Annotated in this window: 14 protein-coding genes; 10 read left to right on the top strand and 4 right to left on the bottom strand. The window is 72.4% G+C overall.

Annotated elements, in window-relative coordinates; translation table 11 throughout:
- Window positions 1-84 precede the first annotated feature (84 nt).
- The 5 genes from AB0I06_RS10485 to AB0I06_RS10465 all read left to right on the top strand — a co-directional run bounded on the left by AB0I06_RS10485 (window position 85) and on the right by AB0I06_RS10465 (window position 4,524).
- Window positions 85-1,119 (top strand): sugar kinase, encoded by a 1,035-nt coding sequence (locus AB0I06_RS10485; protein ID WP_363118370.1) that lies wholly within the window; start codon window positions 85-87, stop codon window positions 1,117-1,119.
- The gene (locus tag AB0I06_RS10480; protein ID WP_363118369.1) at window positions 1,116-1,877 is read left to right on the top strand and encodes an IclR family transcriptional regulator; all 762 of its coding nucleotides are present in this window, start codon (window positions 1,116-1,118) and stop codon (window positions 1,875-1,877) included. The genes AB0I06_RS10485 and AB0I06_RS10480 overlap by 4 nt, the downstream gene beginning before the upstream one ends.
- Window positions 1,874-2,284, top strand: a complete 411-nt coding sequence (locus AB0I06_RS10475) for a RidA family protein (protein ID WP_363118368.1) — start codon at window positions 1,874-1,876, stop codon at window positions 2,282-2,284. The genes AB0I06_RS10480 and AB0I06_RS10475 overlap by 4 nt, the downstream gene beginning before the upstream one ends.
- 103 nt (window positions 2,285-2,387) lie before the next feature.
- Window positions 2,388-3,905: a gluconate:H+ symporter gene (locus AB0I06_RS10470; protein WP_363118367.1), complete on the top strand. Its 1,518-nt coding sequence runs from the start codon at window positions 2,388-2,390 to the stop codon at window positions 3,903-3,905.
- An 82-nt stretch (window positions 3,906-3,987) separates the two neighbouring features.
- Window positions 3,988-4,524, top strand: a complete 537-nt coding sequence (locus AB0I06_RS10465) for a hypothetical protein (RefSeq protein WP_363118366.1) — start codon at window positions 3,988-3,990, stop codon at window positions 4,522-4,524.
- Here AB0I06_RS10465 and AB0I06_RS10460 read toward each other — a convergent pair.
- Entirely contained in the window at window positions 4,521-5,873 is a 1,353-nt protein-coding gene (locus tag AB0I06_RS10460) for a M14 family metallopeptidase (protein ID WP_363118365.1), read from the bottom strand. The genes AB0I06_RS10465 and AB0I06_RS10460 overlap by 4 nt on opposite strands.
- A 275-nt stretch (window positions 5,874-6,148) precedes the next feature.
- Here AB0I06_RS10460 and AB0I06_RS10455 point away from each other — a divergent pair, with 275 nt between their 5' ends.
- The 5 genes from AB0I06_RS10455 to AB0I06_RS10435 all read left to right on the top strand — a co-directional run bounded on the left by AB0I06_RS10455 (window position 6,149) and on the right by AB0I06_RS10435 (window position 12,138).
- Window positions 6,149-8,647, top strand: coding sequence for a LuxR C-terminal-related transcriptional regulator (locus AB0I06_RS10455; RefSeq protein WP_363118364.1), 2,499 nt, complete (start codon window positions 6,149-6,151; stop codon window positions 8,645-8,647).
- Window positions 8,648-8,698: 51 nt separating this feature from the next.
- Entirely contained in the window at window positions 8,699-9,601 is a 903-nt protein-coding gene (locus tag AB0I06_RS10450; protein WP_363118363.1) for an MEDS domain-containing protein, read from the top strand.
- 93 nt (window positions 9,602-9,694) lie between these two features.
- The gene (locus AB0I06_RS10445; protein ID WP_363118362.1) at window positions 9,695-10,177 is read left to right on the top strand and encodes an ATP-binding protein; all 483 of its coding nucleotides are present in this window, start codon (window positions 9,695-9,697) and stop codon (window positions 10,175-10,177) included.
- A 157-nt stretch (window positions 10,178-10,334) separates the two neighbouring features.
- Window positions 10,335-11,651: an Nramp family divalent metal transporter gene (locus AB0I06_RS10440; RefSeq protein ID WP_363118361.1), complete on the top strand. Its 1,317-nt coding sequence runs from the start codon at window positions 10,335-10,337 to the stop codon at window positions 11,649-11,651.
- Window positions 11,652-11,676: 25 nt separating this feature from the next.
- Window positions 11,677-12,138, top strand: a complete 462-nt coding sequence (locus AB0I06_RS10435; RefSeq protein WP_363118360.1) for a hypothetical protein — start codon at window positions 11,677-11,679, stop codon at window positions 12,136-12,138.
- A gap of 6 nt (window positions 12,139-12,144) precedes the next feature.
- Here AB0I06_RS10435 and AB0I06_RS10430 read toward each other — a convergent pair whose 3' ends face one another.
- Genes AB0I06_RS10430 through AB0I06_RS10420 form a run of 3 tightly spaced genes read right to left on the bottom strand, consistent with a single transcriptional unit; the run spans window position 12,145 to window position 14,684 of the window.
- Window positions 12,145-13,833, bottom strand: a complete 1,689-nt coding sequence (locus tag AB0I06_RS10430; RefSeq protein ID WP_363118359.1) for a glycoside hydrolase family 18 protein — start codon at window positions 13,831-13,833, stop codon at window positions 12,145-12,147.
- A gap of 30 nt (window positions 13,834-13,863) precedes the next feature.
- Window positions 13,864-14,253 carry a hypothetical protein gene (locus tag AB0I06_RS10425; RefSeq protein WP_363118358.1) on the bottom strand — a complete coding sequence of 130 codons (390 nt, stop codon included), beginning with the start codon at window positions 14,251-14,253 and terminating at the stop codon, window positions 13,864-13,866.
- Window positions 14,250-14,684 carry a DUF3592 domain-containing protein gene (locus tag AB0I06_RS10420; RefSeq protein WP_363118357.1) on the bottom strand — a complete coding sequence of 145 codons (435 nt, stop codon included), beginning with the start codon at window positions 14,682-14,684 and terminating at the stop codon, window positions 14,250-14,252. Before AB0I06_RS10420 ends, AB0I06_RS10425 begins: the two co-directional genes overlap by 4 nt.
- Window positions 14,685-14,686: the final 2 nt, after the last annotated feature.

Genomic DNA, 14,686 nt, shown 5'->3' with positions numbered 1-14,686 from the left:
GTCGCTGACCGCTGTCTAACATCTCGGCCACCGCCGGTCAATGAAACCGCCCCCCACCGACCTCGCCGAGGAGCTACGAGCATCGTGACCCCCACCGGACCCCGCGACGCCCCCGATGTCGTGGACGTCGTCGCGCTCGGCGAGTCCATGGTCACGTTCCTGCCCTCCCGGCCGGGACGCCTCGCCGACGTGCCGTCCTTCGCGCGGGGCATCGGCGGGGCGGAGTCGAACGTGGCCTGCGTACTGGCGACGGCGGGGCACTCCGCGCGGTGGGTCAGCAGGGTGGGGGCCGACCCGTTCGGCGATCATCTGGTGGAGGCGATCGGCGGGTACGGGGTCGACGTGGCGCACGTCCGGCGCGACCCCGACCGCCCCACCGGCATCTACTTCCGCACCGCCGGGGACCGGGCCGGCGACACCCACGAGGTGGCGTACTACCGGGCCGGTTCCGCGGCCTCCGCCATGAGCGCGACCGATCCTGACCCGGCGGCGGTGCGCGCCGGGCGCGTGCTGCACCTGTCCGGCATCACTGCGGCGCTCTCCGGAACCTGCCTCGACCTGATGCGCGAGCTGACCACCCGCCGCCCCGGCCGCCCGCTCGTCTCCTTCGACGTCAACCACCGCCCCGGCCTGTGGCGCGGCGCGGACGCCCCCGAGGTGCTGCGCGACCTCGCCCGCGGCGCCGACCTCGTGTTCGTCGGGCAGGACGAGGCGTGGGGACTGCACAGCGCCGAAGCCGTCCGCGCCGCCCTTCCCGAACCCGAGGTGCTGGTCGTCAAGCAGGGCGCCGCCGGAGCCACCGTCTTCCACGAGCGGGACGTCACCTTCGTCCCCGCGCCCCGCGTCGACGTCGTCGCCGCCGTCGGTGCCGGGGACGCCTTCGCCGCCGGGTTCCTCTCCGCCACCCTGCGCGGACTGCCCGTGCGGCAGCGGCTGCGGCACGGGCACCTGATGGCCGCCGCCGCGCTGACCGTGCCCGGCGACCTCGCGACCCCGCCCGCCCGCGACCACGCCGACCGCCTCGCCGCCCTGGACGACGGCACATGGGGGAGACTGCGACTCGGCCCGGGCTGGACCGAGGGGACACAGCGGGCCGACGAGGAGGTACGTACGTCATGAGCCAGACCGTCGACCGCGCGCTCAGCATCCTGCCGCTGCTCGCCGAGGGACCCGCCGACCTGGGGCAGGTCGCCGACCGCCTCGGCGTCCACAAGTCCACGGCCCTGCGCCTGCTGCGCACCCTCCACGAGCACGGCCTCGTCTACCGCCAGTCCGACCAGCGCTACCGCCTCGGAGCCCGGCTCTTCGCCCTCGCCCAGGAGGCGATGGAGAACCTCGACGTCCGCGAGATCGCCCACCCCCACCTGGTCCGCCTCAACGAGGCCTGCGGGCACACCGTGCACCTCGCCGTGTACGAGGAGAACGAGGTCCTCTACATCGACAAGGTCGACAGCCGCTACCCGGTGCGGATGTACTCCCGCATCGGCAAGCCCGTCGCCATCACCGTCGCCGCGGTCGCCAAGCTGCTGCTGGCCGACCTGCCCGAGCAGGAGCGGCGCGCGGTCGCGGAGAAGCTCGACTACCCCGCCTACACGTCCCGTTCGACCCCCGGCGCGAGCGCGTTCCTGCGCGAGCTGGAGAAGGTGCGCGAACAGGGCTGGGCCACCGACCTCGGCGGCCACGAGGAGTCCATCAACTGCGTCGCGGCGCCCATCCGCGGCGCCGACGGCCGGGTCGTCGCCGCGATGTCGGTCTCCGCGCCGAACGTCGTCGTCACCGCCGACGAACTCCTCACCCTCCTGCCGCTGGTGCGCCGCACGGCGGACGCCATCAGCGGGGAGTACTCCGGCAGATCACCAGTGAAGGGCACCGTATGACGGACAAGACCGCACTCACCCCGAAGACCCACACCACCCCGCCGGCGAAGTTCTCCCACGGTGTGAAGAAGGGCAACATCCTCCAGGTCGCCGGCCAGGTCGGCTTCCTGCCCGCCGAGGAGGGCAAGGCCCCCACGCCCGCCGGGCCGACCCTGCGCGAGCAGACCCTCCAGACCCTCGCCAACGTCAAGGCCGTCCTGGAGGAGGGCGGCGCCTCCTGGGACGACGTGATGATGATCCGCGTCTACCTGACGGACGTGGCCCACTTCGCCGAGATGAACGAGATCTACAACGCGTACTTCGAGGAGCAGGGCCTGACCCAGCCGCCCGCCGCGCGCACGACGGTCTACGTCGGCCTGCCCGCGGGTCTCCTCATCGAGATCGACGCGCTGGCCGTCCTCGGCTGACCCACCCCCGCACCCGCACGTCCGTGAGGCGCGGCGCCCCGATGCGCCGCGCCGCGCTCCCCCCTGCCCAGAAGCCGTATGCCTTTACGCAGAGGACCCCCGCATGTCCCATCCGCTCGCCGCGTCCGCCCCCGCCGAAGCCCCGCCGCACACCGGAGGACTGCTCCTCCTCGTCGACGGCACCGCCGGACTCCTGCTCACCGCCGCGCTCGGCATCGCGCTGCTGCTCCTGCTCATCATCAGGCTGAGACTCCAGCCCTTCGTCGCCCTGCTGGCGGTCTCCATAGCCGTCGGCCTCGCCGCCGGTCTCTCGGTCACCGAACTCTTCGGCACGGTCCAGAGGTCGGACGCCGTCTCCACCATCGAATCCGGCATGGGCGGCATCCTCGGCCATGTCGCCATCATCATCGGCCTGGGCACCATGCTCGGCGCGATCCTCGAAGTCAGCGGCGGGGCCGAGGTCCTGGCGGGCCGTCTGCTCGGCCTGTTCGGGGAGAAGCGCGCACCCCTCGCCATGGGCCTGACCGGCCTGATCTTCGGCATCCCGGTCTTCTTCGACGTCGGCATCTTCGTCCTCGCCCCGATCGTCTACGCCGCGGCCAAGCGGTCGGGCAAGTCGATCCTGCTGTACTGCCTGCCGCTCCTCGCGGGCCTGTCCGTCACGCACGCCTTCCTGCCGCCCCACCCCGGCCCGGTCGCCGCCGCCGGTCTGCTCCACGTCGACCTCGGCTGGGTCATCCTCATGGGCGTCGTCTGCGGCCTGCCCGCGGTCCTGGCCGCCTGGGGCTACGCCGCGTGGATCGGCCGCCGCATCTTCGTCCCCGTGCCGCAGGACATGGTCGAGGCGGCGGAGGAGGCCAGGCAGGCCGTCGTCGACGAGCAGCGGGCCGCCGGGGTCGCGCCCAGCGAGCAGCCGGTCTCCCTCGGCACGGTCCTCGGCATCATCGGCACGCCCCTGGTGCTCATCCTCGCCGCGACGTTCTCCTCGATCGCCCTGGACCCTCCCCCAAGCTCTCCGACAGGCTCCGAGCAGGGGGTACCCCCATCACTCCGCTCGGTGATCGAGTTCTTCGGCAACCCGTTCGTGGCGCTGACGATCGCCCTGTTCCTCGCGTACTACCTGCTGGGCATCCGCCGCGGCTGGTCCCGCAAGTCCCTGGAGAGGGTGTCGACCGCATCCCTCAAGCCGGTCGGCAACATCCTGCTGGTGGTCGGCGCGGGCGGCGTCTTCGGCGCCGTCCTCAAGGCCAGCGGCGTCGCCCAGGCCCTGTCGGACACGTTCAACGGCGTGGGCCTCCCGGTGCTCGTCCTGTCCTACCTGATCTCCGTCGTCCTGCGCGTGGCCCAGGGCTCGGCGACGGTCGCGATCGTCACCACGGCGGGCATCGTGGCGCCCCTGCTCTCCGAGGGCGACCACTCCCAGGCGTTCGTCGCCCTGGTCATCATGGCCATCTCGGCCGGTTCCATTTTCGCCTCGCACGTCAACGACGGCGGCTTCTGGATGGTGGCGAAGTACTTCGGCATCAGCGAGCGGGACACGCTCAAGACCTGGACCGTGCTGGAGAGCGTGCTGTCGGTGGCGGGGTTCGCGGTGGCGGCGGTGCTCAGCCTGTTCGTGTAGACGGCCGAATCTTGTAGGCGTCTGATAACGAAGTCGGGGTCGACTGTGTGCCGCACAGGTTTGTCGACCATACTGCTGCGCTGTGGAGCAGCGCATAGGTTCGAGCAGCCAGCCCCTGGAAGGCGCCGGGTTCGACCCGGCCTTCGTTCCCGGGCTCACGTCACCCGTGTCCGGACGGACGGAGGAGGACGCGCCCGAGAAGGAGCCCGAGGTCGCGGACGCCGAGGCGGCCGAGGAGGCCGCCGACGAGCCGGAGGACACGGCCGAGGCGGCCCCCTCCGAGCAGGAGGAGGACACCGAAGCCGTCGACGGCCCCGTCTTCGAGGCGTCCGACCGCCGCGCCAGGCTGGTCGCCGACCACCGGGGCGTACGACTGTGCCTGGACGACCAGGAGTGCGAGTTCCGCTGGGACGAGATCGGCGCGGTGGAGACGGAGACGGCCCGCTTCGGCAAGCGGTACACCGTCACTGTCCACACCCCTGACCGGCGTTGGTACCCGATCGAGATCGAGGCGCCGGCCAGGAGCCACTTCAAGGTGTGGGACGAGCAGCTGGACGCCGTCCTCGACGCCTACTTCGAGGACGGCGAACCCGAGGCGGGCGAGGAACCGCGCGCCTAACCGCAGTACTGGCTCTCCTTGCCGATCGACCGGTACATGCAGTCCGCGTTCTCCAGCAGTTGCAGCACCGCATCGCGGTTACGGGAGGTCTCCCGCTCGATCACCTCGTCGGGCGGGTAGAACCCGCCTCCGCCGGAGCGGGGGTACATCTCGAAGGTGTACGCGAAGATCTTGTGCGCGCCCCAGAGGTAGTCGTCGATCGACCCGTCCGTGATGTACAGGTCGCTGGACTGCTCGGCCGTGTAGCCGTTGCTCGCGGCCATCTTCCGGCCGACCGCCTTGAACGCGGCGTTGTCGTCCGCGGTCATCCCCGTCGCCGTGTCGGAGTACGTGTAGCCGAACGGCCACAGCACCAGCTCGCTGTAGGTGTGGAAGTCGACGCCGGCCTTGATCTGCTGTGTGCCGCCGACGACCCGGCTGCGCACGAAGTCCGCCACGACCTTCACCTCGGGCGCGGACTCGGCCGACGGTCCCCGGTAGGTCTCCGACGACGTGGAGCCCGAGGAGCCGCCGCAGCAGCCCCAGCGGTAGTTCCAGTTGCGGTTCAGGTCCGTACCGACGTATGAGGAACCGGAGTTGGGCTGCCGGTTCTTGCGCCAGGAGCGGTACGAGCCGGTGGCGATGTCGTACTCGCCGCCGTCGGGGTTGATGTCCGGGACGATCCAGATCTCACGGTTGTTCACCATGCTCGTGACGCGTGAGTCGGAGCCGTAGCCGGAGGTCAGCTCGCGCAGCAGGTAGAGCGCCATCTCGACGGTCAGGTGCTCGCGGGCGTGCTGGTGGTGCGTGAACAGCACCTCGGGCTCGGACTCGTCGGAGGCCACGTTGTCGCTGATCTTGACGGCGACGATGTTCCGGCCCTGGTACGACTTGCCGATCACGCGCTGGCTCGCGATGGACGGGTTGGCCGCCACGATCGCGTTGATCTCGCTCGTCATCTCCGCGTAGTTGTGGTACTTCGAGTCGCCCGAGGGGAAGTCGAAGAGCCGGAGGCCGTCCTCTCCCGCGGAGCGGTCGGGGACCGCGCCGAGCCGGGTGACCTCGTAGCCCAGCGCGCGCAGCTTCTTGATCTGGTCCGCGCGGCCGGAGACCACGACCCCGTGGCCGTGCACCTCGTCGACGGTCACGCCGGTGCGCTGAAGTGCCGTGCGGTCCTTGGCCGTCGAGTGCAGATGGACCTCGTACTGCCGGATGTCGTCGGCCGAAGCGGCCGTCCTGCGGGCGCCGTCGGCGCTGGCGTCGGTCGTGGTCGCGGACAGGGGCGCCGCGAGCGCGAGGGCGAGGAGGCCGGCGAGGGCGGCGGTGCGTCTGCCGGTGCGGGCACCGGATCCTCGGATGCGAAGTCGCATGAAATCTCCTTGTGGGAGGTGGGGTTGCTCCGTGCGACGTACGTGGTGCGGGTGGCGCACATCGTTCTGCCAATGGCATGAGCAGGTCAAGACCGAAAGCAGCCGCGCAGTGTACGCGCGCCGCTCCGACGCTGAGGGGTCCCGGCGGAAGTGCACCCGCAGGGGTGGCTCCGGCGTGCATATATGTACGGAACGGGAGAAGGTGTGGGTCCGCGTAAGGGGAGCCGGAGTGTCCGGATCCCCCGGACCACACCCCCTCAGAGGACTGGCTGATCATGGGCGGATCAGCGCCACGACGGGACCACCATCTGCCGGCCGAGACGACCAGCTTCGTCGACCGGCGTGGCGAACTGACCCTGGGCCGCGAGCTGCTGGCCCACGCACGGCTGGTGACGCTCACCGGGCCCGGCGGCGTCGGCAAGACCCGGCTCGCCGGGCGCATCGCGGCCCGGGTGCGGCGGGCCTTCCCGGACGGCGTGCGTTTCGTGCACCTGTCCGGACTGCACGACCCGGCCCTCGTCCCGCTCGCCGCCGCCGACGCGCTCGGGCTCCACGACCGGTCCAGCCGGCCGACCCTGGACGTGCTCGTCGAGCAGGTACGGGACCGGCGGCTGCTCCTCGTCGTCGACAACTGCGAGCATCTGGCGGGCGCGTGCGCCCGACTCGCGGGCGCCCTGCTGCACGTCACCGAGGGCGTGCGGATCCTCGCCACCAGCCGGCACCGCCTCGGTCTCACCGAGGAACACCTGCTGGAGGTACGGCCGTTGCCGGTGCCCGACCCGGACGGCGACCTGTCCGCCGCCGAGGGCTACCCCGCGCTCACCCTCTTCGCCGACCGGGCCGCCGCCGTCGTCCCCGGCTTCCGGCTCACCGCCGCCAACCGGGCCTCCGTCGCCCGCCTGTGCCACCGCCTGGACGGACTGCCCCTCGCCATCGAACTGGCCGCTGTCCGCATGCGCGTCCTGGACGTCGACCAGATCCTTCAGCGCCTCGACGACCGCTACCGCTTCCTCACCACCGGCAGCCCCACCGCCCTGCCCCGCCACCAGACCCTGCGGGCGGCCGTCTCCTGGAGCCACGACCTGTGCACCGCCACCGAGCAGACGGTGTGGGCCCGGCTGTCGGTGCTCGCGGGCAGCTTCGACCTGGAGACGGCGGAAGCGGTGTGCGCGGACGGCACGAACAGCACCGAGCACCCGGCGAGCGGGGAGCGCCCCGCCCACCAGGGGGCCCGGACCGAGTCCCCCACCCGGCCCCCGAACAACTCCGGCACGCACACGCCGTTCGGGGCGGCGGCCCCGGCGGTCGCCACCCAGTCCGCGGCGGCGCCCCCCGGGGCCGCCGCCCCGGCCCTGCGTACCGAGGACGTGCTGGAAGCCGTCGCCGGGCTCGTCGACAAGTCCGTGCTGTGCCGGGAGTCCGGGCCCGGCGGGGTGCGTTACCGGATGCTCGACACCCTGCGGCAGTACGGACTGGAGCGGCTGCGGCGGGGCGCGGGGGAGGAGGAGGCCGCCCGGCGGCGGCAGCGGGACTGGACGGCGCGGCGGGCCGAGGCCTGTGAGCGCGGCTGGTTCGGGCCCGGGCAGCCCGAGACCGCCGCCCGGCTGCGCGCCGACCGGGACAATCTGCGCGCCGCCCTCGACTTCAGCCTCAGCACCCCCGGCGAGGCCCTCGCCGGGCTGCGCCTGGCCGGCACGCTCTGGTTCCACTGGCACGCCTGCGGGGCCGCCCGTGAGGGCCTGTACTGGCTCGACCGGGCCCTGACCGCCGCCCCCGGACCGACCCGGGAGCGGGCCCGCGGCCTCTGGGTCGCCGGGCTGCTGGCCGCCGCCACCCGGGACTTCCCCCGGGGCCGACGCCACGCGGAGGACGCCCTCGCCCTCGCCCGCGCGCTCGGCGACCCGGCCGAGGCCGCCCACGCCGAGTACGTCATCGGCGTGATCCGGCTGTTCGGCGACGACCTGCCCGGGGCGCTGGAGCACTTCGAGGCCACCGTCGCCCGCGGTCCCGTCCCCGGACAGCACCTCAGCCTCTTCGGCCTCGACCAGGTCGAACTCGCCTGCGCACTGGGCTTCCTGGGCGAGGCCGAGCGGGCCGTCGAGGTCTGCGAGCGGACCCTGCGACTGTGCGAGCGGCACGGCGAGCAATGGGTGCGGTCCTATGTGCTGCGGATGCTCGCCCTCGCGCACACCGTGCGCGGCGACCGGCCCCGGGCCGAACGGCACGCCCGCGAGGCCCTGCGGCTCAAACTCGCCGTCCACGACGTCACCGGCATCGCCCTCACCCTCGACCTGCTCGCGTCCATCGCGGCCGGACGCGACGCCCACCAGCACGCCGCCCTGCTGCTGGGCGGCGCCGACCGCGTCTGGGCCGACATCGACACCGGCCGCTGGGGCGCCCACACCCTCAACTCCGTCCGCAGGGACAGCGAGGAGCGGGCGGCCCGGGCCCTGGGGCGCGAAGGGTTCGAGCGGGCCCACCGGCGGGGCGGGGCGCTCGGCCTCACGGAGCTGGTGGGCCATGCCCTCCAGGAGACGGGCCGGCCCCCCACCGAACCCGCCCTCCCGGCGTCGCACGACGACACCGCGGTCCGGCTGACCCGCCGCGAGACCGAGGTCGCCCGGCTCGTCGCCGAGGGGCTCGCCAACCAGCAGATCGCCGACCGCCTGGTGATCGCCCGCCGCACCGCCGAAGGCCATGTGGAACGCATCCTCAGCAAGCTCGGCTTCAGCAACCGCACCCAGATCGCCGCCTGGGTGACGGCACAGCGCTGACCGGCCCGACCCGCCCCCGCACCCCCGTCCGCACCCACCCGAGGGGATCATGTGACCACCGCAGCACACAGCCCGTTCGACCACCGCATGGCCGTCTTCGACTCCGACGACGGCTTCCTGGCCGCCGCCCTGCCCTTCCTCGGCGAAGGACTCGGCGCCTGCGGGGAACCCCCGCCGGTGGCCATCGCCTCCCCGCGCAACCTGGACCTCCTGCGGGACGCCCTCGGCGGTGACGCCGACGACGTCATCCGCATCCCGCACACCGACTGGTACACGGGGTCCGCGGCCAACGCCGTCGCCCGGGCCGCCGCGTACCTCACCGCGCACGCCGGTCCCGGCGGGAGGATCCACCTCGTCATGGAACCCGTCTGGAGCGGCCGCGCCGGCCGCTCGGCCCGCGAGACCACCGAGTGGATCCGCTACGAGGCCCTCGCCAACCTCCTCTTCGCGCCCATGGCCACGACCGCCCTGTGCGCCTACGACACCCGCACCGCCGGGCCCGCCGTCGTCGCCGCGGCCCGCCGCACCCACCCCGACACGGAGGTGTACCAGGACCCGCTGCGCCTCGCCGCCGAACTCGACGCCGTACCCCTGCCGTTGCCCCCGGCCGATGTACGTCGCCTGGAGGAGCCGCACGCCGCGGCCGTGCAGAGCTGGGCGGCGGGCCGGGGGCTGCCCGCCGCCGACGCCGAGCTGTTCGGCGCCGCCGTGGCGGAGACCGCCGCGGCCCTCGCGCCCCTGGGCGGCGACACCCTGCTGTGGGGCGAGGCGCCCGCCTGCGTCTGCGAACTGCGCTCGTCCCGCCGTCTCGACGACCCGCTCGCCGGTTTCGTCCCGCCGCCCGCCGCGGACCCGGAACCGGGCCCGGGACTGTGGTACGCGCGTCAGGTCTGCGCGTACGTGGACATCCGCGACGACGCCGAGGGGGCGACGGTCCGTCTCCAGTACGCCTGACCCCCCACCCGGACCCCTCACCTGCGCGAGCAGGTAGGGAATCGGGTAGTCCTCCCCCTGTGCCGGACCGCCCCCGCGGATCACCCTGGACGCATGCTGCAACTTTCCGGGCGGCACCTCCCGGACCCCGACGCCCACTACGGACCGTTCCCGCAACCACCCCTGGGAGCAGGTCATCTGAGTGTCGAGTACGCACCGCGGCTCTCCGCCGTCCGCGAGGCACGCGCGGAGGTCCGCAGGCAGTTGGAGGGATGGGGGTTGGCCGAGCGCGGCGAGGTCGCGGACGTGGCCGAACTGCTCGTCGGTGAACTGGCCACCAACGCCCTGGTGCACGCCGGGAGCCGCTTCCGGCTCACGCTCTTCGCCGCACATGGCGTCCTGCGCTGCGAGGTCGCGGACACCGAACGCCGTGTGCCGCGGGTGCTGGACGCGGGCACCGGGGAGAGCGGCCGTGGGATGTTCCTGGTGGACGCGCTCGCCCAGCGCTGGGGCTGCCACCGGGACGGGTCGGGCAAGACCGTGTGGTTCGAGCTCGGCACGTGCGGATCGGACGGCTGCGGTCGGCGACAGCCGTGACGCTCCGCCGGGTTCGGCCGTCCCCGGGGGCTCGCCCGTCCGCCGGGGGGCCGTTCCCGTCCGCCGGGGGCCGGAGGCGCGCTTCCCCGTGGACCTCCGGGGTCGGCCCGCTCGTGCCCTCTTGTCGGCCCGGGCTCTTTGCGGTTTCTTGATCTGCATGGCGGACACCACGGAAAACACCACGGAGAACGAAGCCCACCACCCTCCCCGGCCCCGGAAAGCGAGCTGGAAGTACATCGGCCCAGGCATCGTCGTCGCGGCGACCGGTGTCGGCGCCGGTGACCTGGTCGCCACCCTCATCGCTGGCAGCAACTTCGGCTACACCCTCCTGTGGGCCGCGATCATCGGCTGCCTGGTGAAGATCTCCCTGGCCGAGGCGGCCGGCCGCTGGCATCTGTCCACCGGCCGCACCCTCTTCGACGGCTGGGCGAGCCTCGGCCGCTGGACCACCTGGTTCTTCGCGGTCTACGTCGTGGTCTGGGGCTTCGTCTACGGCGCCGCGGCCATGTCGTCGAGCGCGCTGCCGCTCCAGGCGCTGTTCCCGGACGTGATGGACCTCAAGTGGTGGGGCATCGTCTGCGGCCTGGTCGGGCTGGTCTTCGTCTGGTTCAACAAGTACGCGGTGTTCGAGAAGGTCATGACCGTCCTGGTGGGCGTCATGTTCGTGGTGACGGTGTACCTGGCGATCCGGGTCACGCCGAACATCCCCGACGCCTTCGCCGGGCTCCTTCCGGTGCTGCCGGACGAGAAGGACTCGATCCTCAACACGCTGGGCCTGATCGGCGGGGTGGGCGGCACCATCACGCTCGCCGCGTACGGCTACTGGGTCAACGCCAAGGGCTGGACCGACACCGGCTGGATGAAGGTCATGCGGCTGGACAACCGCGTCGCCTACGCCACCACCGGCATCTTCGTCATCGCCATGCTGTTCGTCGGCGCGGAGCTGCTGCACTCGGCGAACGTCGCGATCGCCAGCGGTGACAAGGGCCTGGTCCAGCTGGGCGACATCCTGGAGGAGGAGTACGGCTCGGCGACGGCGAAGTTCTTCCTGATCGGCTTCTTCGCCACGTCCTTCACCTCGCTGATCGGCGTCTGGCACGGCGTGAGCCTGATGTTCGCCGACTTCGTGGCCCGCCTGTCGGGCAGGGGCCAGGCCAAGGGCGAGGAGGTCGCCTCGGGCACCCGTGAGCGCTCCTGGCCGTTCCGCGCCTATCTGCTGTGGCTGACCTTCCCGCCGATGATCCTGCTCTTCGAGGGCCAGCCCTTCCGCCTGATCATCATCTACGGCGTCCTCGGCGCGGCGTTCCTGCCCTTCCTCGCCGCCACCCTGATCTGGCTCCTCAACTCCTCCCGCACACCCCGCGAGTGGCGCAACGGCCCCCTCAGCAACGCGATGCTCGCCGTCGCGGGCCTGCTGTTCCTCATCCTGTGCGTGAAGCAGATCTGGGACCAGCCGTGGGGGGAGTTCTTCTAGGGGAGGGGGCAGGGAGAATGGCCGGATGACCCAGCAGCCCCCACCACCCGGCCCCGGCTTCGGCCCGCCCCCGCCGCAGTACGCGCCGACGCCGCCCGCGCCGCCCCCGTACGTGGCCCCGCAGCAGCCGCCGTACGCCCAGCCGCCGTACGCACAGGCTCCGCAGCAGCCGCCGTACGCCCAGGCTCCGCCGCAGCCGGCGGCGGAGGGCCCGGACTTCCTGGCCGTGGACAAGCGCAACGCGGTCGTCGTCGACGCGTCGGGCGTCGCCTTCGAGTCGTCCGGTCTGTCGATCGAGTTCCGCTGGCCCGAGATCCGCAGCGTCCACTACCAGGCGAGCCCGAGCGGCAAGGCGCTGATGGTCGCCGTGATCCACATGGACGGCCGGTTCTTCGAGTGTGTGGTGGAGGCCAAGCCCAGGTCGCGGCTCCAGGAGTGGTTCCCGCAGCTGGCCTGGGTGCTCGGCCACTACCGTCCGGCGGGATAGGGGCTGTTACGGCAGCCCGTGCACATGCGGCCCCACCGTGCCGGACCACGCGTTGCCCGCCGTCGCGTCCCAGTTGGTCGACCACGTCATCGCGCCGCGCAGGCCGGGGTAGGTCCGCGGCGGCGTGAAGGTGCCGCAGTGGGTGCCCCTGGTCAGGCAGTCCAGGGCGTTGTTCACCACGGTCGGGGAGACGTAACCGCTGCCCGCGCCCCGGGTGGAGGCCGGGAGGCCGAGGCCCACCTGGGACGGGGCGAGGCCGTTCTCCAGCTGGATGCAGGCCAGCGCCGTGAGGAAGTCGACCGAGCCCTGGCTGTAGACCTTGCCGTCGCAGCCGAGCATCGAACCGCTGTTGTAGTACTGCATGTTGACGACCGTGAGGATGTCCTTCACGTTCAGTGCGGTGCGGAAGTACCCGCCCGACGTCGACTGCATGTCGATGGTCTGCGGAGCCATCGTGAGGACGAGCGACGGGCCCGCCTTCGCCGACAGCGCGCGCAGGGCCTGCGTCATGTAGGTGGCGTTCAGGCCGTTCTCCAGGTCGATGTCGACGCCGTCGAAGCCGTACGTCTGCATCACGGAGTACACGCTGTTCGCGAAGTTGGCCGCCGACGTCGCGTCGTTGACCGACACCGTGCCGCGCTCGCCGCCCACCGAGATGATGACCTTCTTGCCCGCGGCCTGCTTCGCGCGGATGTCCGCCTTGAACTGGTCGACCGTGTAGCCCTTCAGCCCGGCCGAGTCCAGGGTGAACGACACCGCCCCGGGTGTGCCCGTCGCGTCCGCGAAGGCCACCGCGATGATGTCGTAGGCGGCGGGGACGTCCGAGATGCGCTGCACCGTCGCGCCGTTGTCGAAGTTCTGCCAGTAGCCGGTCAAAGCGTGCGCGGGCAGGGCCGGGCCAGGCCCGTCGGCTTTGTTCGTGGTCGCCGTCACCGCCGTGGACTTCGGTGACTCACCCGCCGCGTTCGTCGCCGTGACCTGGAAGGAGTACGAGGTGGAGGCGGCGAGCCCGGTCACCGTCGCCGAGGTGCCGGAGACGGCCGTCACCTTCGTGCCGTCGCGGTAGACGGTGTAACCCGTCGCTCCCGAGACGGTGTTCCAGGCGAGGGAGACCGACGAGGACGTCGTGCCGGACACGGCCAGGCCGCCCGGTGCGGACGGGACCGTGGGGCCCGGGTCCGTGCCGCCGCCCCCGTCGGGGCCGAACACCGACACGTCGTCCGCCTGGTAGGCCGCCTGCCCGTACCAGCCGTGGGTGTACACCGTCACCGAGGTCGTCGACGAGCCGGTCCTGAAGGTCGTCGACAGCTGCTTCCAGGAGGAGGAGTCCGGCGTCCAGGTGGACACGTCCGTGGTGCCGGTGCCCGTCACGCCGAGGTAGGCGTAGCCGCCCCGGACCCAGGCGCCCAGCGTGTAGGTGGAGTCCGGCCGCACCGCCACCGTCTGGGCGCAGCGCGCGTTGTCCTGCCCCGACGGGGTCGCCCGCAGCGCGGCCGATCCGGAGTGCACCGGGGAGGAGACCGTCGTGCCGCTGCCCGCCGAGCAGGTCCAGTCGCTCAGGCCCGCCTCGAAGCCGGCGTTCCTGGCGTTGTTGACGTCGGCGGCCGAGGCCTGGCCGACGGTCGTGACAGTGAGGGCCAGGGCAGCCGTGAGGGCGCCCGACCACAGCCGCAGGGATCGTCTGTGTCTGGACATGACAAGAAAATGGTCCAGACCAGAGGTGTGTCAAGAGGTCCAGACCAACCTGTCGAGCAGCAGTCCCACCGCGCAGCCCGCCAGCAGCACACCCAGGGACATCCACAAGGCCGCGCCCGCCGGGTCCAGCACGTCCGGCCGCAGGGTCAGCAGCAGCACCTGGGCCGCCGCCGGAGCCGCGCACGCCGCCACCAGGTGACGCACCGGCATCTCCCGCCACGGCTGCGGGTGCACCCGCGCCGCCGCCCAGGTGGCCAGCACGACACAGACGAGGTTGGGCAGGTGCACCAGCGCCAGCGCGGCCCCGAACGAGCCGACGCCCTCCGGGCCGACCAGCGGATCGTGGACCAGCGTCATCTGGACGTACTCGGTGACGACGAGCACGACGATGCCGACGGCCCAGCAACGCACGAGAGTCATCGACCACCCCCGGTGATCTCGAAGAAGAGCAGGATCGCGAAACCGGCCGCGGCCATGCCGCACCCCGAGACCAGGGCCAGTGCCTGGAGCACCGGGGACCAGCTGCCCCGGCCCGCCACCGTCGCCGTGCCCGCGGGGTCGCGCGGGTCGTAGGTGACCATGACCGCGCTGCCCCGCGTCGTCGACCAGCCCGCCAGGTCCTCGAACTCGACCCGCGCGCCGTCGGCCGTACGGAAGGCGAAGAAGTGCCGCCGGGCGTCGGAGCGCTGGTACGGCTCCGTCTCCACCCGGACGCACTCACCCCGCGCCCGGACGCCACGCCGCAGCACCCGCGTCACGGTCACCAGCCGGCGCGCGTACCTCCACGCCAGAGCGCCGAACAGGGCGACGAGCGACCCGAGCACGACGTAGCCGGCCCCCGGCACCTCCACGG

The organism is Streptomyces sp. NPDC050674 (assembly GCF_040654575.1).
Lineage (GTDB): Bacteria > Actinomycetota > Actinomycetes > Streptomycetales > Streptomycetaceae > Streptomyces.
This window is presented reverse-complemented; position numbering and strand designations above follow the sequence as displayed.